Below are 24059 nucleotides of genomic sequence, written 5' to 3'. Positions count from 1 at the left end.
AAACTCAGCCCGTTCAACTAAGCGGCAACGTTACCGTTATCCGATAACCAGTTGCCGCAGATACGTCTGTATAGTATTCTCTAAACCATAGTAAAGTGCATCGCTTATTAAAGCATGACCGATGCTTACCTCATCTAAAGCAGGAATATTTTCTGCAAAGTATTTAAGGTTATGCAGGTCCAGGTCGTGGCCGGCGTTTATCCCCAGGCCAAGCTCATGCGCTTTTTCCGCAGCTTTTACGTAAGGAGCTAAGGCCTCTTCTTTGTTTTGGTGATAACCTGTCGCGTAGGCTTCGGTGTAAAGTTCAATGCGGTCAGTACCTGTTGTAGCAGCAGCCTCTACCATGCCAATGACAGGATCGACAAAAATGGAAACACGTATACCTGCATCTTTAAACACCTTAATAATGCCCTGCAAATACTGCTGGTTTGCAACGGTGTCCCAGCCATGGTTAGATGTGATCTGACCAAGTGCATCGGGCACTAGCGTTACCTGCTCCGGTTTTGAAGCGAGCACAAGGTCTACAAACTTTTGTTCCTGGCAGTTACCTTCTATGTTAAACTCCGTAGTGACGATCTTTTTAAGGTCAAACACATCCTGGTAGCGAATGTGGCGTTCATCAGGCCTGGGGTGCACGGTAATGCCTTGCGCACCAAAACGCTCGCAATCCTTTGCTACCTGAACCAAATCGGGATTGTTGCCACCGCGCGAGTTACGCAACGTAGCTATTTTATTGATGTTTACCGACAGACGTGCCATAGTATAGAATGTTTAGCGGCAAATATCAGCATTATGAAGCTCAAAAAAAAGACACCAGTTGGTCAGCGGTTATTCCAGCTTGTTTGGCACCTCAGTAGTAATCTCTTTCGAATCAATTGCCGCCTGAATGTCAATCCGAACTTCGGTCTCCGGATAATCAGTAACGTTTCTCATGTGCCCGGTTGCATAGTATTTACCGTCTGTTTTCTTAATCTTTTCTATCACAACCATCTGATTGCAAAAATAAGACAGGAGCGGTCGCTCATATTCTTTAAGCCAAACGAATACAAAGTTCCTGTTTGTGTTTGCGCCGTAGTTTAACTTAATATACTTACCGGGATAGAGCATTGCTCCATTGTAAGTAACGGTGTCTTTATTAAAGGTGGGAGATTGAGCCGATGCGTATACGGCTGCAAACATTAGCAAAGCAAGGAGTAGCAGGTTTTTCATGGAGATAAAGTTTTTAAGGATAATTGTAGTTTGGACTCGCAACAAGCTGCCAAGGTTTACTCTTCATCTTAAATTTTTATAACTTTATCCATGCCCTACATTTGCCCAAAGTGCGAACGCGAACTAGTAAACGAAAGTCAGCGACATTATTGCGCAAGAGTGAGCCTGGACGACCTATTTAAAGGCAAGCCTGACGAGTTATTGTTGTTGTTCGACAAATTGTTAGCAGAGGTAGCAGACTGGCCCGAAGTGCTGGTGGGGACCACACCCAACTGTGTAACTTTTGTACACCGCCAAACGTTTTTTGTAATTCGCCCGATGCAAAAGTTTCTTGATCTAAAGTTTTATACCCCAGAGAAGTTAGAGCAGCCACAACTCCATAAAAGCCTGGAGGTTGCGGGCCGTTACCAGCATAATCTTCGGTTAAGCAATGTAAACGAGCTGCAACCACAGGTATTTGCATGGATAAGGACATCTTATGACTTATTGTAAAAGGTTAAACCAAATTAGTCGCATCGCTAAACGATCTCGGGCCACGTATATCTTTTGTATTTATTAGAACATGATTAAACACGCGCTTGCCGCACTGCTGCTTATATTCGCTTTTACCACAGCTGCTTTAGCACAAGCTGACTTCAGATCGCTGGATAAATATGAGGTTTACTTTGGCCGCGCTGAACGCTTTGGGAAAACGTGGCTTACATTACGCCGTTTTGAAGATCATGGTCGTAAATTTTTGCTTTTAGTTGATCAGGCGACACTTAATACGCGAACCGACCTGGAGAGCAACTACACTGTGCAACAGATGCCTTTAGCAGATTTAAGAGCGGCCTTTAAAGCTTCACCCTATGTAAGAGCCCTCGCATCTGCAGAACAACACTCGGTAGCGGTGCAGGATGCTGGGATAGAGCGCGGGTTGCCAAAAGAGACAGGCATCAGCCTCACAGCAGATCTTTGTCCATCACACCGACCATTGGATAAGCGAGTTTTTGTTGATATTATCAGCCAATTCAAAGCCGTAGAGCGGCCGGTGCCGGCAGCCCTGTCTGTAAGTGGCTTATGGCTAAACAAGCATCAGCAAGACCTTGCGTGGCTTAAGCAGATGCAGAATGACCATGAAATTAACATCACGTGGGTTAATCACTCTTATAATCACCGGGTTAGTTTAAAAGCTCCGCTTAAACGAAATTTTTTGCTTGAGCCCGGCACCAATATCAATTATGAGGTTCTGGAAACTGAAAAGGATATGCTAAGGAATGGGCTGCTACCATCCGTATTCTTCAGATTTCCGGGCCTGGTATCTGATCAGCAACTGGTTTATAAAATCACCGGCTTCGGACTTATTCCAATTGGTACTGATGCCTGGCTTGCTAAGGGACAGCAGCCACGTGCGGGCAGCATTGTGCTGATACATGGTAATGGCAACGAACCGATAGGTGTAGAGGACTTTATAGAACTGCTAAAATCAAAAGCTGCCGACATTGCACATAAGCAATGGCTTTTGTACGATCTTCGCCAAACCGTCGACGATGAATTTGAGCAATAAAGCGTAAAAATGCATCAGCAAAAAAGGGACATGGCTCACACCACATCCCTTTCAGTCTATCTTGATTTCTGACTTTAATCGTCCTGATTCTATTTAGTAACGGTAGTACTCCGGTTTGAACGGGCCTTCAACAGTTACACCAATGTATTCCGCCTGATCCTGATCTAGTACTTCAAGTTCCACACCGATTTTAGCAAGGTGTAAGCGGGCTACTTTCTCGTCAAGATGTTTTGGTAAAGTATAAACCTTTTTCTCGTAAGCGTCGGTGTTTGTCCAAAGCTCGAGTTGTGCAAGTGTTTGGTTAGTAAACGAATTACTCATTACAAAACTTGGGTGACCGGTAGCACAACCCAGGTTTACCAAACGCCCTTCGGCAAGTACAATTACATCTTTACCTTCAATGGTGTATTTATCTACCTGAGGTTTTATTTCAATTTTGGTATTGCCGTAAGCACCGTTTAACCAGGCCATATCAATTTCATTGTCGAAGTGGCCAATGTTACAAACGATAGCTTTATCCTTTAAAGCACGGAAATGCTCTTCGCGAACAATGTTCTTGTTACCTGTAGCCGTAACAACAATATCAGCCTCGGCTATTGCAGTAGAAAGTTTCTTTACTTCGAAACCTTCCATAGCTGCCTGTAACGCGCAGATAGGGTCAATTTCAGTAACAATAACACGAACGCCAGCATTACGTAAAGAATCTGCAGAACCTTTACCTACGTCTCCGTAACCGCAAACAACACCTACTTTACCAGCCATCATTACGTCGGTCGCACGACGGATAGCATCCACTAATGATTCACGGCAACCGTATTTGTTGTCGAACTTTGACTTGGTAACAGAGTCGTTGATGTTAATAGCCGGCACCAATAAAGTACCTGCTTTCATGCGCTCGTATAAACGGTGTACACCGGTAGTTGTTTCTTCAGAAAGGCCTTTAATGCCCGCTGCCAATTCAGGGTATTTATCAAATACGATGTTGGTAAGGTCGCCACCGTCATCAAGTATCATGTTAAGCGGCTGGCGATCTTCGCCAAAGAACAACGTTTGCTCTATACACCAGTCAAACTCTTCGGCATTCATGCCTTTCCAGGCGTAAACAGAAGTACCGGCAGCAGCTATAGCAGCAGCAGCGTGATCCTGGGTAGAGAATATGTTACATGACGACCAGGTTACCTGTGCACCCAACGCCTGTAGTGTTTCAATCAATACAGCGGTTTGTATGGTCATGTGCAGGCAGCCTGCTATACGTGCGCCGGCAAGTGGCTGGCTCGCGCCATACTCCGCACGAAGTGCCATCAAGCCAGGCATTTCTGCTTCGGCCAATTCAATTTCTTTGCGGCCCCACTCGGCCAGTGAAATGTCTTTCACTTTATTCTTAACGTATGCAGTTTCTACTGTAGACATAATTTTAATTTTTCACAAAAATAGGCAATAAAAATCCCCGGAAGAAATGGTGTATCATCCGGGGAACTTTATTGCCCTATGGCAATCTTGTCTTTAATTATCTGTGCTGTTAAGGCTTACATGTTCAGGCTTAAATATTGCTTAGGGTTAACCGGTTGTCCATTCTTACGAATTTCATAATGAAGGTGCGGACCGGTTGAGCGGCCGGTAGACCCAACCTTACCAATAACATCTCCTACTGTAACGCGCTGCCCTTCGCGTACACTAATCTTGGATAAGTGGCCGTACCAGGTTTCCAAACCATTGGTGTGTTTTATTTTAACGCAGTTGCCGTAACCTCCTGCGCGGGATGCCCATATCACTCTGCCGCTTGCTGTACACTTAACAGCATCCCCCTTCTGGCCGCGGAAATCAAGTCCCGGATGAAATTCGCTTCCACCGAAATCAAAAGGATTACCACGGTAACCGAAAAACGAAGTAAAAGAGCTGAGCTTTGGATAACCCATAGGCATGTAGGCAATGTTATTTACCAGTTTATCTAAATAGGCGTTAAACTCGCTATACATTTTAGTATCGTTCTTTTTGTTGCTGATGTTAACCGTTTTAAAAGAAATACTATGCAGGCCGCGCTTGCTCAGGTAATTATTTATGCTTTTTAATTTTGATTGAATGCTTTCTATGTAGCCTACTGCTTTGCTGCGGTTGCCTTCCTTTTCGGCAGACGCAAGCATTGCATCTTCGGTGGTTTTTTCTATTTCACCTTGCAGCGTTGCAATCTGCGAGTGCAAACGGCTGTTTTCCTGGCTTTGCTGTACCACCTGGTTGTTAAGGCGCATAATGGCCGACATAAGCACCATTACCATGATAAGTACTACTGCTATACCAAATTTTAACCCGTTAAAGTGCTTTGCTTTTACCTGTACAACCCGCGGTTGAGGCTGATTTTTTTGAGAAATGATGCCCATTACCTAAATGCTCGATTTTTAAGTTTGTTCTTTAGTTAATTAATCAGGGGGTTCGGTTTTACCCGAACTGCAATTTAGCAAGAAGTTTTAATTTCCTGATAACGTGCCGAACATAATCCGAACGTCAATTATTGCAGTTTATTCTTTTACGCTCCCCTATTAATTAATGTTATGCTATTTTTGTAGAAATTAAGCGAATAGATATGTACCCAGAATATTTTGTAGCCCCGATGAGGGCAGAACTTACCAAAGTTGGTTTTGAAGAATTGAAGGATGCCGAATCTGTAGAGAAAGCTATAAAAAGCGAAGGCACCGTGTTTGTAATGGTAAATTCTGTATGCGGTTGCGCCGCTGCTAACGCCCGCCCTGCTGCACGTATGGCCGCGCAGAACGAAAAACATCCAGACAAACTGGTAACTGTTTTTGCAGGTATGGAAAAAGAGGCGGTAGATGCAGCCCGTAACTTGATGCTGCCTTATCCACCGTCATCACCATCAATGGCTTTGTTTAAAGATGGCGAGTTAGTGCACATTATAGAGCGCCACCAGATAGAAGGCCGGCCTGCACAAATGATAGCAGACAACCTGATAGGTGCTTTTGAGCAGTATTGCTAAGCAGAATCAAGAATAAAGAATTAGGATTCAAGATAAGGACATCATACATGTCAAAGGGCCGGAACTTAGTTCCGGCCCTTTGTTTTTCTCCTGATTCTTGACTCTTAAATCTTGATTCCCTTTCTCTTATTCGCTGCGTAAACTTCTTACAGGGTTAGCTAAAGCCGCTTTAATGCTTTGATAGCTTACTGTGCATATTGTTATAAATATGGCACAAACAGCAGTGCCGGCAAATATCCACCAGGAAAGTTCTGCGCGGTATTTATAATCCTGAAGCCAGCCGTGCATAAAGTAATATGCTGTAGGAATGGCAAGCAGCAGCGATATGCACACCAGCGTAACAAAATCTTTAGACATCATTTGCCAAAGACTAAATACAGAAGCGCCAAGCACTTTACGTACACCAATTTCTTTTGTGCGTTGCTCCGCCATGAACGATGCCATACCGAATAAACCCATGCAGCTAATGAAAATAGCGAGAATAGTAAAGAAGCCGGCGAGTTTACCAACACGCTCTTCAGTAGAGAATTTTTTTGAATACTCCTCGTCGGTAAAACGGTAATCGAACGGGCTACCCGGATCATACTTTTTAAATACGGCTTCTATGTTAGCCAGAGCTTCTCTGACCGGCACCTTAGGGTTCAAGCGGATGTCGATCATATTCGCGCTGTTCCTGTTGAAAGCAAATATGGTTGTCTTAACAGGTTCGTAGGGCGAAGACATTACCATGTCTTTTACTACGCCTATCACAGTTAACTTATCATCGCCATTCTTTACAATCTCCCCTATGGGATGTTTGAGATTCATAAACTTCACCGAAGATTCGTTAAGGATAATTGACATGGAGTCTGCCAGGTTATCCCTTGAAAAGTTACGTCCTTCTATTAACTTCCAGCCTGCAGTTTTGCCGAATTCAGGGGAAACAGGCACATAAGCAAAGTCGTCCTGCAGATCCGGGGCTTTATCTTTCCAGGTATAGCCACTATTGTTAGAATATACATCCGTCAACGGGCTACCCGATTCAGCTATTTCTACAATAGCGCCAGTTGACAGCAGATCGGTACGTACAGCCATGAAGTTCTTGTGGATGTCGTCGGTTTTCATGCTCATTTGTACCATACCTGTACGATCATAGCCAACCGGCCTGTTCTTGGTATGCTGTACCTGCCTGAACACTATAATTGTCCCTATTATAAGTGTAACCGACACGGTAAACTGCAGCACAACTAATATTTTGCGCGGGATAGCTGCAAACCTGCCAGCTTTGAAAGTACCCTTAAGCACTTTAACCGGTTGGAAAGAGGACAGATAAAAAGCAGGGTAGCTGCCGGCCACAACACCTGTAAGCAAACTAAAGCCGATACCAATTATCCAAAACACAGGGTTTAGCCAAAGTACGCTCATGTTTTTGTTGGCAACCTGGTTAAACCAGGGTAGTATCAGCAACACCAACACTATACAAAACACAAATGCAAAGGCCACTACTAAAAGGGACTCGCTGAAGAATTGACCAATTAACTGCGCCCTTATTGATCCGATAGCTTTACGAATACCTACTTCTTTAGCACGCTTTTCGGAACGGGCGGTGCTTAGGTTCATAAAATTTATGCATGCCAGCAATAATACAAAGCCGCCTATTATACCAAACATCCATACCCACTGAATAGCACCACCTGTATTAATACCATCTTTAAACTCCGAGTATAAACGCCATTTCTCCATAGGGTGCAGGAACAAAACGGGTTTAAAAGATGCACCAACCTTATCGCCTTGCGCGGCTATATTTTTTGCTTTGATATCGCGGATACGAGCATTTACTTTGTTGATATCTGCATTGTCGTTCAGCTGTACAAACAACTGGAATGAATTATTTCCCCACTGGGTGGCGGCCCTTTTAAGCCAGGGCTGCGTTGTCATATACAAATCCCAGGGAAGTATAAAAGACACATCGGTAAGGGTGCTGTTACGCGGCAGATCCTCGTATATACCGGTAACTTTAACCAGCTGCTGGTTATCTATCTTAACCGTTTTGTTCATAGGATCTTCATCGCCGAAAACTGCCTTGGCGGTTTTTTGAGACATAAGGATAGATGATGGATCTTTTAGCCCCGTGCGCGTTCCCTTGATCATTTTAAGACTCAGCATATCCGGCGCTTCTGCCTGCATAAAACTACCCTGCTGGTTAAGCTTTTTATCGCCGAAAGCAAGTATATGATCGTAGTTCCAGCTGGATAGCACTACGTATTTAAAGTCGTTACGATATTCGGCGCTTAGCTTTGTGCCTAAAGGTATAGGGATGGCAGTTTGGGTACCTATTTTTCCGTTGAAGGTTTGGTGCTGCATAACTTGTGCTATGCGGTCCTTGTTTTCAAAAGAACGGTCATAAGATAGCTCATCCCATATCCAGAGACCGATCAGCATAGCTACCGCCATCCCAACAGACAAGCCGGCAACATTGATAAAGGTGTGTGTTTTATTCTTAACCAGATTGCGCCAGGCAACTTTCAAGTAGTTCTTTATCATGATATTGTTGATTTTTAGGTACATAGCAAGCTAGCTTGCTATGTAAACAGATATAAGATATGTGCCAATATTGGAAGTTTCTGATTAACAATTAAATACAAAAATCACCAAATCAAATAATGTTCGATTACGAACGGTCTGTGTTCGGTATTAAACAAGAAAAGATGCAAAATTGCACCTCTTCTTGTAACTATTACTAACTGTAAGTAAACTACTTAAGCTCTTTGATTTTGATGCTGCGGTAGTCAACATCAAAGCCATGATCCTGCAACAGCAGGTGACCTTGCCTTGCCTCACCAAAGTCTTTCCAAACCTTGTACTTACTTATGGCAACCAGGTCTCGGTATTCTTTTGAGCCGCGATCATACTCTAACACCTTTATTCCGTTAAGATAATGCTCAACGTGGTTGTTGGGATACACTACCACCCGGCCTGTGTTCCATGCTCCTATCGGGTGCACAAACCGGCTTTGCTTTTTAGCGGTAATTAAGTCGTATAACGAAGCCAATGTGCGATTGCCATCCCGGCCAAGTTTAGCGTCGGGGTGTACGGCGTCGTCCAGCACCTGGTATTCCAAACCAATAGCCGAGCCTTGCGTTTTTTCGTCCAGCGTAACAAAGTATTTCACGCCGCTGTTCGCCCCCTTGCTCATCCTGAATTCAAACGAAAGATCAAATGCGGCAAATTGTCCGTCAGAAACAATATCTCCGCCGTTTGCTGACTCGCCACCATTAGCACCAATAACGCTGAGCATACCATTTTCTATCTTCCAGCCCTTAGCCGGAAACGTTGCTGCAGTAGCGCTATGCCAGCCTTTGTTGGTTTTGCCGTCAAAAAGCAGCTTCCAGCCGTGTTGACGTTCGTAGCCCGACAATTGATTAGATACAAGGTTAACTACATACAAGTTACGGGTGACAGGCGCCGGCTGAAGATTGGTTGTTTTTATCTGGATATTCTTAAAATATATCTTTTTGCCAGCCTGCCCTGCATCACTTATGGCATGTACCTGTAAACCTATAAAACCGGTTGCATCTACAGTATCCACAACCATGGCGGTCGGGATGCCGTTCACCCAGGTTTTGGTAGTATTGCCAATGCTTTCAATTTTTATGTGGTGATATTCTCCAGGTTTCCAGTCCACCTTTGCCGCTGCATTAAGTTCCATTGGGTACAGCCAGTCTCGGCGGCCTTCATCATATATTCCACCGGTCCATCTGCGTTCACTGGGGTCTACCTCACACTGGCGGCCATAAACAAGCCCTTTGCCTTCGTGCCCGGCAGGATTGTAATGGCTTCGTACCTGTACACCAGAGTTGGTGAGGTTGCTTTCTGTCATAACATCCAGTTCCAGCACAAAGTCGCCATATTCTTTATCGGTAACCAGGAACGTGTTGCCGCTATTAAGCACGGCCGTACCGGTAAGGACCCCATTAGCAGCAGTATACTCGGCGTTACCGGCTAATTTCTTCCACCCTTTAAGGGTACTTCCGTCAAACAAACTGGTGTAGCCCGGCTTTACCTGCGCTGTAGCTGCCCCAGCAAAACACGTCAATCCGGCAAGTGCCCAAAGTTTTAAATTGTTTTTCATTTTATTCGGGGTTGATGTTATACTTTAAGGTTCCAGCCTGGTTCATAATCACGTGTCCAAAGCTTCATTGCCTCAGCATCATGCAAGATATGGCCATTTGTTGCATCGCAGTTAAGCACCCGTCCGGTGCGCTGTGCAATGTTGCCTAGCTGTGGTATCAGGGTTGATTTATGTCCATTGATGATCGTTTGGTTCAATTGTTCGTTGCCCTGTATAGCGTTAACAAAATTTTGCAAATGCACTCGGTCCAGCAATTCTGTAGGGCTAACCTTGTTAGATGCATCTACCGGAGTTTCATCTTTAATTTCTTTCACTAGTTTATTGTCCATATCATAAACCTGATACCCGTTCCCTCCGCCATAGTAGATGGTACCGCCATCGCCATAAAAAACCACACCACGGCCCACGCCCTCAGAGTAATAGTTGTTACAGCTGCGGCCCTCCCAAGATAAGGCGGTGTTATTAGGAAAGTTAACCAGTATAGTTTGGGTATCCGGTGTCTCCCAGTCATCTTTAAATGCAAAGCGACCGCCTGATGAGGTTACCCGGTTGGGGAAGTCGACACCCAGCCCCCATCGCATCACATCTATTTCGTGCGTGCCGTTATTAAGGGCCTCACCGGTTCCCCAGTTCCAGTGCCAATGCCAGTTATAATGGATCAGGTTATCTTTATACGGCCTGCGAGGGGCATAACCTTGCCAAAGTTCGTAATTAAGATTGGCCGGAACAGGTGCCGGCTTGCCATAGCCAATAGATTTACGATTGTTGGTATACCAGCCGCGTGCAAAGTAAGCCCTGCCGATCACGCCATCATGCAGTTCCTTAATCATCTTTTGTACATTGTTGAAAGAGCGCCTCTGGCTACCCATTTGCACCAGTCGGTTATATTTGGCAGCCGCAGCAATTGCCAGTTCTCCTTCGTGTGGGTTATGGCTGCAGGGCTTCTCTACATACACATGCTTGCCGGCCTGGCAGGCCAATATAGTTGCAGGTGCGTGCCAATGGTCAGGCGCGGCAATTACCAGCGCATCAAGATCTTTCTTCTCGAGCAGTTTGCGTACGTCTGTTATAGCTTGGGGCTTTTTGCCGGTGAGTTTTTCTATATCTGCAATGCACTTGTTTAGTGCTACGCTATCCACATCGCATACGTAGCCAATTTCAACATCCGGAACTGCGGTAAGCTTTTGCGCCAGGAATGCGCCACGGCTGTTTACGCCCATTACGCCTATTACCACCTTTTTATTAGGCGAACCGGTATATAAACCATTGGCTAAGGTATTTTTACTAACGAGAAAACTAGTACCGCCCACAGCTGCGGTCCTGATGAATGTTCTTCTTTGCATAAGCAGATATTGTATAGGTAAAACAATAATTGGTATTGGCTAATTTAGTGGTTTTACCTACAGCTTTGTGTAACATTGATAGATAAATAGCGTCTTACCTTTCAATAAAATCTAATAATTTAGCTTTTATTATGCATGCATACTATTCAAACTAATTAACGAACTATGAAAACACTTTACGCTGCCCTCATTGGAGGCAGCATAAGCGCTCTGGCCATCAGCACAGCCTTTGCACAAGCACCCGCACCTGAAAGCCCAGCTTACAAGATGTACCGGGAAACTACTCCAAAAATAAACGACCTTGTACATACCAAGCTGGATGTTAGGTTCGACTACAAAAAACGCTACTTGTATGGCAAGGAGTGGGTTACGTTGAAGCCCCACTTTTATCCAACTGACAGCTTGCGCCTTGATGCCAAGGGAATGGACCTTAAGACCATTGCTATCGTAAAGAATGGCAAGAACGTGCCACTAAAGTTCACTTACGATAGCCTTACCGTTGCGATAAAGCTTGACAAAACTTACCAGGGCGGTGAAGCTTACACATTATATATCGACTATACTTCAAAACCTAACGAGTTAAAAGCGAAGGGAAGCGCAGCTATCAGCAATGCGAAAGGATTATATTTTATTAATCCTGATGGTACTGAAAAGGATAAGCCAACACAGATTTGGACACAGGGAGAAACTGAAAGCTCATCTTGCTGGTTCCCAACCATTGATAAGCCAAACCAAAAAACTACGGAAGAGATAGCGATGACCGTACCTGCAAAGTACGTTACATTATCTAACGGCCGCCTGGCTTCACAAAAAGTTAATGGCGACGGTACCCGTACCGACGTTTGGAAACAAGAACTTCCGCACTCGCCCTACCTGTTTATGATGGCCGTAGGCGACTTTAAAGTATACAAAGACAAATGGCGTGATAAAGAAGTAAGCTATTACCTGGAGCCGAAGTACGCGCCATACGCAAAGGACATTTTCGGCTTTACGCCTGAGGTAATGGAGTTTTACTCAAAAACACTTGGTGTTGATTATCCTTGGTATAAATATTCGCAAATAGTTGTTCGCGACTATGTAAGCGGAGCAATGGAGAACACCAGCGCTACCCTTCATGGCGAATATGTGCAAGGCACCAAACGTGAACTTGCCGACCGCTATTATGACGGCGGCCGCAGCACTATTGTGCATGAACTCTTCCACCAGTGGTTTGGTGATTACGTAACAGCCGAGAGCTGGAGCAACCTTACGGTAAACGAATCCTTTGCTGATTTTAGCGAAAGCATTTGGGCAGAGTACAAGTATGGCAAAGATGCAGGAGACGCGCACAGTTACGAAGCTATGCTGAACTATCTAAGCCAGCCAAATGCCAAAACCAAAAATCTTGTACGCTTTCATTACAATGATAAAGAGGATGTGTTTGATGTAGTAACTTACCAAAAGGGCGGGCGTATTTTGTACATGTTACGCAACTTCCTGGGTAAAGAAGCTTTCTACAAAGGCTTGAACATTTACCTTAAAACTAACGCCTTTAAAAATGGCGAGGCACAGCAGTTGCGTTTAGCAATGGAAGAAGCAAGCGGCCGCGATTTGAACTGGTTTTTCAATCAGTGGTATTATGGCGCGGGGCACCCGGTGCTGAACATCAGTTATAAATGGGACGAACCAACCAAGAAACAAACCGTTTACCTGGAACAAACACAGGATGGTAACGCGTTCGTACTGCCAATGGCTGTAGATATTTATGCAGGTGGCAAAAAAGTACGCCATAATGTTTGGATGCGCGATAAGACTGATACGCTTACTTTCGACGTAGCTTCTAAACCCGACCTGGTGAATGTTGACGGTGACAAAATATTGCTTACTAAAAAGACCGACACCAAATCATTGGACGAACTTTCGTTTCAATACTTTAATGCTCCTCTTTACCTGGATCGCTTTGAAGCTATTGACGGTGTAAAAGCACGCCAGACAGACGAGAAAGCACGTAAAGTTATTGTAGCAGCAATGCAGGACAAGTACTATGGTTTACGCTTGAAAGCAATTAATGCAGCTAACATCACAACCAACGACGACGTACGCAACGCGGCTGTACCGGTACTGGTTAAACTTGCACAATCCGACGAAAACAACCTTGTACGTGCTGCGGCCATAAACGCTTTAGGAAAGCTAAAAGCATCAGGCAATCTTAACTTGTTCAAACAAGCATATGCAAGCGACTCTTATGTGATACAAGGCGCTGCGATGAACGCTATTGGACAAATTAACCCAACAGAAGCACTCCAGCTGGCAAAAAGCCGCGAAAAAGATGCCGAAGGTGCCGCTAAACAAGCTGTGATAAACGTTTATGCAACATCAGGCACCGATGCCGAGTGGCCCTACGTTTATAATGCATTCAAGAATGCAGGCGATCCTAACACCCAGTTTGGCATGGTACGTAAAGTAGCAGATTTTGCTTCGAGGGTTAAAAATCCCGAATACGCACAGCAAGGGATTCAAGCTATTGGAGAAGTTGGCCTCAAGTACAAACAGTATGGCGTTGCTCCTTCAGTAATACAAATACTTAACGGCATCAAAGATGCGCGTACCAAAATGGGCGATACTGCTTCAGCAGCAACCGTAGATAAAGCAGTTGCTCCACTTAACTAGGCAATAGCCCATCTTAAATTACATAAACTACAAAGCCACCCTTTGGGTGGCTTTGTAGTTTTAACATATTTTAACTCGATTTAACATGTTACTAAGGAGTAGATTAGCTAACTTAGTATTAACAATACAATGATTATGAAAAAGTTGCTTTTGGTAATTATTTTAGCTGCCTGTTCGGGTGAATTATTGGCCCAAGGAAATGGGAATACAACCGTTCCACCATCAACCCTAAACAAAACGTTTCTGTTCAAACCAGATACTACCATAAACTCGCAGATTATAAAAGATTTATCGCAGGTACCGCAAACCAACATGAAAGCGCTTCCAAAAGGCATTTACGACATAAAAGCTTTAGACAAGATGCCCGTTATTGCTCTACAGGGTTATTCTAAAATGCCCGTTGTAAAACTTCGTGGGAGCTCTAAAATGCCCGTGGTTGGAAAAACTTCTTCTAAAAACGATGATGTCGTTATAGTAGAGCGTCCGTAAGCCTTATTGAAAATCTTTATTGAGCAGCTTCTCTAGTTCGGCGAAGCTAATGTTCATTTTTATACGCCCTTGTTTCGCGTATGATATCTCGCCGGTTTCTTCTGAAACTATAATGGCTGTAGCGTCATTTGCTTCTGTAACGCCTATTCCAGCTCTGTGCCTTAAACCAAATTGGGCAGGTAAATCGGCTTTCTCAGTTACAGGCAATATGCAACTGGCAGATTTTATTTTATTTTCTGATATCACCACCGCACCGTCATGCAAAGGGCTGTTCTTTTGAAATATACTCTCTAATAGCCGTTTAGAGATTTTGGCCTCCACCACTTCGCAGCTATTTTGATAGAATTGCTCGTCGTAATATTTAGCGAAAACTATAAGTGCCCCAGTACGGGTTTGCTTCATGCTTTTACAGGCGTCTACTATTGGCTTTATACGTGCATAATTGTTTTTTTCTGCTTCGGCTTTTCCAAAAAAGTACTTCCACCAGGCTTTGTTGCGCTGTAATGAGGCGTTTTTACCAACAAGCAACAAAAACCGCCGGACCTCCTGTTGAAAAACTATGATAACTGCGATAATACCTACATCTACAAACTTGCCCAATATGCCGGTAAGCAATTGCATATGCAGCACTCTTACTACCATATAAAGCAGGTAGATAGTAACCAAACCTATTACTATGTTGGCAGCTATTGTCCCTCTGATTAGGTTGTACAATTGGTAAATAATAAACGCCACCAACAGCACATCAACTACATCAAGAATACCAAGTTTTAAGAAGCTGAAATTGAAGGACTGCATATTACGAATGTAATAAGTTTATATGAAAGATTGCCGAACAGGCTTATAGATGAGAGCTATCAATTGAATGTAAATGTATCACTTGTTACGCTCTGTAGTGTATCGTACCAACTGCTCCAGCCCTGTGCGTGCATCACCTGCAGGGAAGGTATCAAGAATAGCAAATGCTTCATCCTGGTATTTTTTCATTTGTATCCCGGCATAATCCAATCCGCCGTTTTGCTTTACAAAGTTGATGATCTCGGTGATCTTTTTAGAATCATCATTATGGTTCTTCACCAGGTTAATAATCCGCTTCTTCTCGCTGCTGCCGGTATTACTTAGAGCATATATTAGCGGCAGGGTCACTTTCTTCTCTTTAATGTCTATGCCCAATGGCTTGCCAACGTCATCGGTGCCGAAGTCGAACATATCATCCTTTATCTGAAATGCTATGCCGATCTTTTCACCAAACAATCGCATTTTTTCTATTACTTCCTCGCTTGCTCCGGCGGAAGCTGCTCCGCAGGCACAGCACGCAGCAATTAACGACGCCGTTTTCTGACGGATAACTTCATAATACACGGTTTCCCCAATATCCATGCGCCGCACTTTTTCAATTTGCAACAACTCTCCTTCGCTCATTTGCTTGACCGCTTCTGATACGATCTTTAGCAAGCTGAAATCGTTATTGTTGATAGATAACAGCAGCCCTTTCGACAGCAGGTAATCGCCTACCAACACTGCTATTTTATTTTTCCAAAGCGCATTAATAGAGAAGAACCCACGGCGCTGATAAGAATTGTCTACCACGTCATCATGCACCAGTGTTGCGGTGTGCAGGAGTTCTACCAGTGCAGCTCCGCGGTGAGTGCTTTCGTTAATACCACCGCAGATACTGGCGGAGAAAAAAACGAACATTGGCCTTATCTGCTTGCCTTTCCGTTTTACAATATAATGGGTAATACGGTCCAGCAACGGAACAGAGCTTTGCATAGAGGCTTTAAACTTCTCCTCAAAAACATCAATTTCTGCAGCAATGGGTTTCTTTATCTCGTTGATGTTCAGCATCTGCGTTAGTGCGATAATACACCCGGCTTAGCAGCCGGATATTGCGGAGCAAACATAAGCTAAAAAAATATATCTGCGTAAAGCTGCCTCTTGTTTTAGCAGATTAAACCTTTAGCATTTAAAACACTCTATTAGGTATAACTTAGTAAGATAGAGTATATAAGTTTTGATTTTTGTGAGTTAGAGTTTTCGTTTTGAGCGGTTATCCATTGGGTAGCCGCTTTTTTGTTGCCCTTACGGATAAATATTTTACCTTTGCGTGCCCAAAACGGAGAGGTGTCTGAGTGGTCGAAAGAGCACGCCTGGAAAGTGTGTATACGCCAAAAGCGTATCGAGGGTTCGAATCCCTCCCTCTCCGCACTACAAACAAAACGCCTTGATTATGCATCAAGGCGTTTTGTTCTAACAATACTTTGCTGTTTATTAAGTAGATGATATTAGCTTCACTAATTTACATCAAACCAAAGTTTGGTTGTTAATACGTCAGCGCCCTGACCAGATACCGCGGACTGATAGTTAGTACCGTTTAAAGATTGCTCTGTACCCGGGTACAGGAATCTTAACGGCAATTTTCCGTTTAGAGAACCAGCTACCGCAGGCTGAAGCTGAGGATAATCTAACCTGCGCCACTCTGCAAATGCTTCTAATCCCTGTCCAAATAACGCGAGCCATTTTTGATCGCCTATGGATTTACGGAAGTTACCGGCATTATACTGTACAGCAGGTTGGCCAAGGTAAGTGGCAACATCAGCATCACTTACGCTATATTGCTTTAACGATGCTGTAATCGCTTGCTTGTATAGTTCACCTGCATTCTCTGTTGTAAAGCCCCTTGCTGCAGCTTCTGCACGGCCAAACAGCACTTCCGAATAACTTTGAATAACTGCCGGTGCACCTGGAGCAAGAAAATAGGCACCTGGTTTCGATGTTTTTGTAAAGCCCAGGTTGCTGGCATCCCCAACCAGCAATCCGTTTGGTATGCCCACGTAAGTATTTGGCGTGGCATCTTTTGTTTTGCTGGCGTAAACCGGCAGACGCGGATCATTCAGTGCAAAAAGCTTGTCAACAACAGTTTTGCTTATGCGGTAGTCATCCCTGGTGTCGAACAGGTTACTTATAGGATTTTGGTTTGGTGATGCCAGGTAAACCAACTGTGCTGTCTCGCTGTTGCTGCTTATGTAGCCGCTGCCCTCTGCCTGTATTTCGGCAAGCACCTGTTTAGCTTTATCGGGCTCGCGGTCTGCTATGCGCAAAGCTATCCGCAAGCGCAGCGAATTGGCAAATCTCTTCCATGAAGTGATGTTATTGCCGTAAATAACATCACCCAGGATTGCCGGTCCTGAGGCGTTCAACGAAGACTGCGCCGTTTTCAGGTCTTCCAACAAGGCGAAATACACATCCTTTTGCTTGTCGTAAGCAGGGGTAAGATATTGCGAAATGTTAGTCGCCTGGCTATATGGTATGTCGCCGTACGCGTCGGTAAGTAATTGAAAAGTCCATGAACGCAGCACCAATGCCACGCCTTTGTAATTAGACTGCGCGTCTGCCAGCTTTATTATCTGATTAAGATTCACTATGCTTTTGGAATAACCTACTGTCCACAACTCCTGGAAAGCATTGTTAGAGTAGATATACCTGTCCGGGTCGGTGTATTGTATTTTCGCCCAGTATTGTACAAACAGCAGGCTTGCATCCATGTTATTGGCAGTCCCCCAATACGTGTCGGCTGTGTTTTTTATAGCTGCAGTAAGCAGGTAATCAGGCTGCGCGTTTTCCGATGCGTTCGGACTTTTGTTTATCTCCTGCAGGTCCTTTTTGCACGACGCCGTTGATAGTATAACCGCGGCAGATAGTATTAATGCTGATATATGTTTGATGTTCATGATAGTTAGAATTTAAGATTAACATTAAAGCCAATGTTGCGCACAGTAGGCAGCGTCAGGTCTTCAAGGCCTTGACCGTTGCCGGTGTTAAATGCCGTTTCCGGGTCAATATTTGGCACTTTCTTGTGAATGATCCATAAGTTACGGCCAACAACCGATACTGTTGCCGCTTGCAGCCCTATCCCTTTTACCCACCTAGCCGGGAAAGTGTAGCCTAGCTTAACTTCCCTAAGCTTTATAAATGATGCGCTGTAAACAAAGGCCTCGTCGACATTGGTAAAGCCCTTATAGTAAGACTGTGCAGGTATAACTTTACTGTTTGCTGTGCCGTCTGCCTTTACCCCTTTCCATACCATACCGTCGTCATAAACAGTTTCGCCGTTTGGTGCCGCAGCACCTGCGTTAACTTGCACTGCATTAGCCGAAGTATTGTTACTTGGATAGTAATAGCTTAATCCGCCGTTTTGTGCACCACGGCCTGCTAGCGTTGATGCCAGCACCCCGGTGTAAGTTCCTGTTCTGTTGGTGTTAGAATAGATGGATCCTCCAAATCTGGCATCTACCAGGAAACCTAAATTAATGCCTTTATAAGAGAAACTGTTGTTAATGCTTCCGGAAAAATCAGGTGTGTACTTACCCAGATACTGCTTGGAAGGATTAATAACCGGCACACCGCTGTTATCTATAATGATATTGCCGGAAGCATCACGCTGGTAAGCGTTGCCAAACAGTGTACCGTAAGGTTTCCCCACTGCGGCAAGTACCTGCACCGTACGGTTGGTGCCAAGTATATAACTTTGAAGCCTGCCTTCTTCATCTAACGATACTACTTTGCTGCGGTTAAGCGAATAGTTCACGGTTACATCCCATGAAAAATCATTCTTTTTTATTGGCGTACCGCTTAGTTGTACTTCCAGCCCTTTATTATTAATTCGACCACCGTTTATCAGCTTTTGTGTATAACCTGTAGAGGGGCTAACATCCACATTAAGTATTTGGTTGATACTGTTTGTGTTGTAGACGCTAACATCCAAACGCACCCGGTCTCGCAGGAGTCCTGCCTCAAAGCCCGCTTCGCCGGAGGTTGTTGTCTCAGGTTTTAGGTTCGGGTTAAGATCTATACTATTAGCGCTCTGCTGCGGATTGGTGCCAAAAGGCGCTGTAAAGTTATATGTGTTGATGAGCTGATAAGGTGTAGCGGCCTTACCTACTTTAGACCAACCGCCTCTTAGTTTCAGGTAACTCAAAGCATCACCTTTAAAATCAAGTGCCTGAGATAATACCAAACTACCATTCACCGACGGATAGAAGTACGAAAGGTTTGCTACAGGTAAAGTAGACGACCAGTCGTTACGGCCGGTAAGGTTCAGGAACGCATAATCTTTATATCCGATTTGTGCAGAGGCAAAGTAACTGTATGTTTTAAGTTTGCCATAGTAATTTGATGATACCAGCGGGTCGCGTGAGTTACTAAGTGTGTAAAGGCCAGCAACTGCCAGTTTAGGTGCTATCTGGTCGTTTTGCTCGTTTACAATAGTACTTATGTTGCCACCAATAAATGCATCCAATGAAAAATCCTTATTTAGCTTTTTAGTGTACTGCAGCCTGCCTTCGGTATTGGTTTCGCTTACGTGATAAGCGTCTTCTTCATAAGAGCCGAATGGTGTTCCATTGGTACCATAGGCTACCTTTATTTTGCGACGGTCATTGTAAAAATCGGTACCGGTCCTAAAATTTGCCGACAGACCGCCACCAATTTTGTAATTCAGTTCGATGCTGCCAATCAGGCGATCTTTATACTGACCAACTGTATTCTCATACGCGATGAAATAGGGGTTGCTATAGTAACTATTGTTCCAGTTAAAGGTGCTGCCATCAGGGTTTCTGTAGTTTTTCAACTGGCTTATATCCACCTGGCGGCCAAACCATGTAAACTGAAGCATGGTGCTGGTTGCTCTGCGGCCGTAAGCGCCCGGGAGGTTACCTGCATCGTCTTTAATATAATTAGCTATAGTAGTAACGGTAAGCTTTGCTGTTGGCCTAAATGTGGTGTTCAATAAAAATGAATTACGGCCCAGTGATGAATTAGGCACCACACCGGTTTGATGCAGGTTATTGTATGACAACCTGAAATCATACTTGTCTCCGCTGCCTGCAAGTGCAACACCATTGTTTAGGGTGACACCTGTGTTAAAAAAATCGCGTACGTTACTAGGGTGCGCTACAAAAGGTACCGCAACACCGTTGGAATTGAATTGCGGGATCAATCGCCCATCCAACGGAGGGCCCCAGCTTTCATCCACACCATCGTTAACGCCTCCGCCCTTGCCATCCACGTAGCTGAATTTTCCGTTGGATCCCTGCCCAAACTGGTTTTGATAATCAGGGAAAACCTTCAATGTTGCAAAGCTGGTATTAGAGTTTATGGTGATGCCGAGCCCTTTAGCACCCTTACCTGTTTTAGTTTTGATTAGAATAACGCCTGCAGCTGCGCGATACCCGTACAGTGCAGCAGCGTTAGGCCCTTTAAGTACGCTTATAGATTCTATATCCTCAGGGTTGAGGTCTGAGATTGCATTAGGGAAGTCCCTTGAGCCGTTTGCACCCTGGAACTGGGAGTTATCTACTATAACCCCATCTACCACAAACAGTGGCTGATTATTACCCGATACAGATGTTTCACCCCGGATAACTATACGTGATGATCCCATATCGCCCTGGCTGTTGGTTACTTGTACACCGGCAACTTTACCGGCAAGCGCGTTTACCAGGTTGCTTTCTTTAGCTTCTGATATATCGCGCGATTTTAGGCTTTGCACCGCGTAACCCAATGACTTTTTGTCTTTGCTGATGTTAAGCGCGGTTACCACCACCTCGTTTAATGAATTTGCGGCTTCTACCAGTACTATTTGCAGCGGCGCGTCGGTTTGTGTTACCGTGATCTGTTGCGTGGTGAAGCCTAGGTAAGACACCCGCAGCACATCATTTGGTTTTGCATTAAGGGAAAACCTGCCCTGTACATCGGTCTGGGTGCCGTTGGTAGAACCCTGTACCGATACCGTAACACCGGGGAGCGGTTGCCCGTCTGACCGGGCGGTAACAACGCCGCTAACCTTAGCCGTTTGGGCAAGGGCAGTTTGCAGCAATAAAAATGGCAGTAGAGCCGCCAACAATAGCTTGTAAAGTTTTGACATGACTATTAATTGTAAAAGGTAAAAAATGCCCGTACGAAAGCCATAAGGCAGTTGCGCTGCAGTAAGCTATTGTAAAGGATGTTTAAATAATAAGAGGCTGCAAGCCTCAGCTGTATGGGAAATTAAATTAGCAGCAACAACGCATGCCTTGCATGAAACATGCAGATGAAGATAGCGAGTGATTAAAAAGCGAGCGCAATGTAAAATGTGTTTTCATAATAATATAGCATTAACAATATTGCTTTTTAGCCATCAAGATTGCACCGGGGAGATATTGTGTACTGATAAGCCTGACAGCTAAGCATGTATTGTAAACATTATCTCTTCTGCCAATGGCAGACAGGAATTAGCACCTTTATACTTATTGTACAGGTTGCTAAGACGTCACAGGGCCTTTCCCTCGGTCTTTCTTGATAACTATAAAGAACTATTTCGCTGCAAATATATAAATAAAATATAAAGACTATAGAATTTATAGATTTTATTCAAAATAAATTATTATCTCGCTTGCATTGCTTCCAATTACCACCAAACCAAGTAAACACCCGCCCTTGCACAATAAACAATAAGGCTGTGCTACTTGTTAGCTATGACAACTTACAAAGGCGACTTCAATCACCTTATTTATTAATTTACAACAGGTATTTGCAAGCAGTTAGCTTTACCTTTGCCTGGTAAAAACTATACATTATTTACTTTGACTAAAAGCATTTACATAGCCTCTGCTGAACCCTATAGCGGTAAGTCAGTTATTGCGCTTGGGCTGGTAGCCATGCTGCTGGGCAGGGCACAAAAAATAGGTTACTTTAAACCTATAATACCGCTTGCTCCGCAAGAACAGCCGGACAGCCATATACAAACCATCCTGTCGCACTTCCAACTGCCGCAGGCATATGCAGACACCTACGCGTTTACAAGGCAAGATGCAATGCAACACCTGAAGGACGGGCGACAAGGCGATATGCTGGACGCAATCATCAGCAGGTTTAAAACACTTGAAGCTGCCTATGACTACACCGTTGTAGAAGGCAGCGACTTTGCAGGCCCCGCTACAGCATTTGAGTTTGAAACAAACAGGTTAATTGCCAAAAACCTGAATGCACCGGTTTTACTGCTGGTATCTGGCGATAATAAAACTACTGCCGAGATTGTACAGGACACGCTCAATTTTTGGCGTGCTTACCAGTCGCACGACATACAGGTGCTTGCCGTGGTGGCCAATAGGGTGCAATCCACCCAAACCGCTGATGTGAAGCAACTGCTTATGGCGCAACTGCCCGAGAACATCCTGGTTTCTGTTATCCCTGCAGAGCAAACACTCGAAAACCCTACGGTAAACGACATTTTTGAACGTTTGAACGGACGTTTGCTCTTTGGGCGGGAACACCTTACCAACCAGGTAGATCATTTTGTAACCGGCGCCATGCAGGTGCCGAACTTTTTAAATTATTTAAAGGAGAACGTATTGATAGTAACGCCGGGCGACCGCGGCGATATTATTATCAGTTCGCTGCAGGCCAACTTGTCTGCAAGTTACCCCAGGGTTGCAGGCATTGTACTTACAGCGGGCAGTATACCCGAGGAGCCCGTAATGCGCCTGATAGAAGGATTGCAGAATGTTGTACCGATACTTACCGTAGACTCCGGCACTTTCGAGACTACCAACAACATCGCATCTGTTAAGGCGCGTATAACGCCTGACAATTCAAAGAAGATACAGCTTGCCATAGAAACATTTAACAAGTATGTAGATGTTCCTTCGCTGGAAAAAATGCTGGTGACCTTCCACTCGGACGCGATGACACCCCACATGTTCCAATACCAGCTTACACAATGGGCGAAACGGCAGCGCAAAAATATCGTTTTGCCGGAGGGTAACGATGACCGTATTCTTCAAGCCACTGCAAGGCTCATCTCCCAGCAATTGGTAAATATCACGTTGCTGGGCGATCCGGGAGAAATAGCGGCCTCCGTAAAGCGACTGGGTATAGATGTAGACTTAAGCCAGGTTAATATCATATCACCTGCTAACTCCTCCTTTTATGACGACTACGTGCAAACGCTTTATGAGCTTCGAAAAAGTAAGAACGTAACGCTAGAGATGGCACGCGACCTGATGACGGATGTATCTTACTTTGGCACCATGATGGTTTATAAAGGCCATGCTGATGGAATGGTATCAGGTGCTGTACACACTACGCAGCACACCATACGGCCCGCGCTACAGTTCATCAAAACCAAGCCGGGTATTTCTACGGTATCATCTATATTCTTTATGTGCCTGGCAGACCGGGTTTCGGTATTTGGCGACTGTGCCGTAAACCCCGACCCTACCGCAGAAGAACTTGCAGAAATAGCTGTTTCTTCGGCAGATAATAGTTCCAGGTTTGGTATCGAGCCGCGGGTCGCTTTGCTTTCTTATTCTTCGGGCACGTCCGGCTCGGGCGAAGACGTAGAAAAGGTAAGGAGGGCTACACAACTCGTACGAGAGAAGCGTCCGGACCTGAAAGTTGAAGGGCCAATACAATACGATGCGGCTGTTGATCCTGTAGTAGGCCGTCAAAAGCTGCCGGGGTCTGAAGTGGCCGGGCAAGCAAGTGTACTCATCTTCCCTGACCTGAACACCGGTAATAACACCTACAAAGCCGTACAACGCGAAACAGGCGCATTGGCAATTGGACCAATGTTGCAAGGGTTGAACAAGCCTGTAAATGACCTTAGCCGTGGCTGCACCGTTGACGACGTTTTTAATACAGTTATTATTACTGCTATCCAAAGCCAGGATAGCTAACTATACT

17 protein-coding genes, 1 tRNA gene and 1 riboswitch are annotated in these 24059 nt (G+C 44.6%); of the genes, 7 read left to right on the top strand and 11 right to left on the bottom strand.

What is annotated here, in order from left to right; genetic code table 11:
• Positions 1-36: 36 nt before the first annotated feature.
• Together AC59GT_RS02435 and AC59GT_RS02430 are read right to left on the bottom strand one after the other, a co-directional pair.
• Positions 37-759, bottom strand: a complete 723-nt coding sequence (locus AC59GT_RS02435; RefSeq protein ID WP_497236164.1) for a pyridoxine 5'-phosphate synthase — start codon at positions 757-759, stop codon at positions 37-39.
• A 69-nt stretch (positions 760-828) separates the two neighbouring features.
• The gene (locus tag AC59GT_RS02430) at positions 829-1209 is read right to left on the bottom strand and encodes a hypothetical protein (protein ID WP_497236163.1); all 381 of its coding nucleotides are present in this window, start codon (positions 1207-1209) and stop codon (positions 829-831) included.
• A 90-nt stretch (positions 1210-1299) separates the two neighbouring features.
• On the opposite strand from AC59GT_RS02430, the gene AC59GT_RS02425 reads away from it, so the two are divergent.
• Complete coding sequence (locus tag AC59GT_RS02425) at positions 1300-1701, top strand: DUF5655 domain-containing protein (RefSeq protein WP_497236162.1); 402 nt, start codon at positions 1300-1302, stop codon at positions 1699-1701.
• 70 nt (positions 1702-1771) lie between these two features.
• Positions 1772-2755, top strand: coding sequence for a polysaccharide deacetylase family protein (locus tag AC59GT_RS02420; RefSeq protein WP_497236161.1), 984 nt, complete (start codon positions 1772-1774; stop codon positions 2753-2755).
• Positions 2756-2848: 93 nt separating this feature from the next.
• Here the strand turns inward: AC59GT_RS02420 and ahcY are convergent, their stop codons facing one another.
• Both ahcY and AC59GT_RS02410 read right to left on the bottom strand, forming a co-directional pair.
• Positions 2849-4165, bottom strand: a complete 1317-nt coding sequence (gene ahcY / locus AC59GT_RS02415) for an adenosylhomocysteinase (RefSeq protein WP_497236160.1) — start codon at positions 4163-4165, stop codon at positions 2849-2851.
• A 116-nt stretch (positions 4166-4281) separates the two neighbouring features.
• Positions 4282-5130, bottom strand: coding sequence for a peptidoglycan DD-metalloendopeptidase family protein (locus AC59GT_RS02410; RefSeq protein ID WP_497236159.1), 849 nt, complete (start codon positions 5128-5130; stop codon positions 4282-4284).
• A gap of 203 nt (positions 5131-5333) precedes the next feature.
• Here AC59GT_RS02410 and AC59GT_RS02405 point away from each other — a divergent pair, with 203 nt between their 5' ends.
• Positions 5334-5744 carry a BrxA/BrxB family bacilliredoxin gene (locus tag AC59GT_RS02405; protein ID WP_117384479.1) on the top strand — a complete coding sequence of 137 codons (411 nt, stop codon included), beginning with the start codon at positions 5334-5336 and terminating at the stop codon, positions 5742-5744.
• Positions 5745-5870: 126 nt separating this feature from the next.
• On the opposite strand, the gene AC59GT_RS02400 is transcribed toward AC59GT_RS02405, so the two are convergent.
• The 3 genes from AC59GT_RS02400 to AC59GT_RS02390 form a co-directional block, all read right to left on the bottom strand.
• The gene (locus tag AC59GT_RS02400; protein ID WP_497236158.1) at positions 5871-8267 is read right to left on the bottom strand and encodes an ABC transporter permease; all 2397 of its coding nucleotides are present in this window, start codon (positions 8265-8267) and stop codon (positions 5871-5873) included.
• Between the two features lie 211 nt (positions 8268-8478).
• A complete protein-coding gene (locus AC59GT_RS02395; RefSeq protein ID WP_497236157.1) occupies positions 8479-9855 on the bottom strand; it encodes a 3-keto-disaccharide hydrolase in 1377 nt (458 codons plus the stop codon).
• A gap of 17 nt (positions 9856-9872) precedes the next feature.
• Positions 9873-11198: a Gfo/Idh/MocA family protein gene (locus AC59GT_RS02390; RefSeq protein ID WP_497236156.1), complete on the bottom strand. Its 1326-nt coding sequence runs from the start codon at positions 11196-11198 to the stop codon at positions 9873-9875.
• A 165-nt stretch (positions 11199-11363) separates the two neighbouring features.
• Here AC59GT_RS02390 and AC59GT_RS02385 point away from each other — a divergent pair, with 165 nt between their 5' ends.
• Positions 11364-13847 carry a M1 family aminopeptidase gene (locus AC59GT_RS02385; RefSeq protein WP_497236155.1) on the top strand — a complete coding sequence of 828 codons (2484 nt, stop codon included), beginning with the start codon at positions 11364-11366 and terminating at the stop codon, positions 13845-13847.
• 135 nt (positions 13848-13982) lie between these two features.
• A complete protein-coding gene (locus AC59GT_RS02380; RefSeq protein WP_497236154.1) occupies positions 13983-14336 on the top strand; it encodes a hypothetical protein in 354 nt (117 codons plus the stop codon).
• Between the two features lie 3 nt (positions 14337-14339).
• Here AC59GT_RS02380 and cdaA read toward each other — a convergent pair whose 3' ends face one another.
• Together cdaA and AC59GT_RS02370 are read right to left on the bottom strand one after the other, a co-directional pair.
• Positions 14340-15134, bottom strand: coding sequence for a diadenylate cyclase CdaA (gene cdaA, locus AC59GT_RS02375; RefSeq protein ID WP_497236153.1), 795 nt, complete (start codon positions 15132-15134; stop codon positions 14340-14342).
• A 78-nt stretch (positions 15135-15212) separates the two neighbouring features.
• The gene (locus AC59GT_RS02370) at positions 15213-16184 is read right to left on the bottom strand and encodes a polyprenyl synthetase family protein (RefSeq protein ID WP_497236152.1); all 972 of its coding nucleotides are present in this window, start codon (positions 16182-16184) and stop codon (positions 15213-15215) included.
• 270 nt (positions 16185-16454) lie between these two features.
• Here AC59GT_RS02370 and AC59GT_RS02365 point away from each other — a divergent pair.
• A tRNA-Ser gene (locus tag AC59GT_RS02365) sits at positions 16455-16542 on the top strand.
• 88 nt (positions 16543-16630) lie between these two features.
• Here the strand turns inward: AC59GT_RS02365 and AC59GT_RS02360 are convergent.
• Positions 16631-18067, bottom strand: coding sequence for a SusD/RagB family nutrient-binding outer membrane lipoprotein (locus AC59GT_RS02360; protein ID WP_497236151.1), 1437 nt, complete (start codon positions 18065-18067; stop codon positions 16631-16633).
• A gap of 5 nt (positions 18068-18072) precedes the next feature.
• The gene (locus AC59GT_RS02355; RefSeq protein ID WP_497236150.1) at positions 18073-21261 is read right to left on the bottom strand and encodes a SusC/RagA family TonB-linked outer membrane protein; all 3189 of its coding nucleotides are present in this window, start codon (positions 21259-21261) and stop codon (positions 18073-18075) included.
• A 314-nt stretch (positions 21262-21575) separates the two neighbouring features.
• Positions 21576-21681: riboswitch (SAM riboswitch) on the bottom strand.
• Positions 21682-21958: 277 nt separating this feature from the next.
• Here AC59GT_RS02355 and pta point away from each other — a divergent pair.
• Positions 21959-24052 (top strand): phosphate acetyltransferase, encoded by a 2094-nt coding sequence (gene pta / locus AC59GT_RS02350; protein WP_497236149.1) that lies wholly within the window; start codon positions 21959-21961, stop codon positions 24050-24052.
• The last annotated feature ends 7 nt before the right edge of the window (positions 24053-24059 follow it).

This window comes from Mucilaginibacter sp. 320_HR, assembly GCF_059691875.1.
The sequence above is the reverse complement of the archived record's forward strand: the minus strand, read 5'-3'. Positions and strand labels throughout refer to the sequence as shown.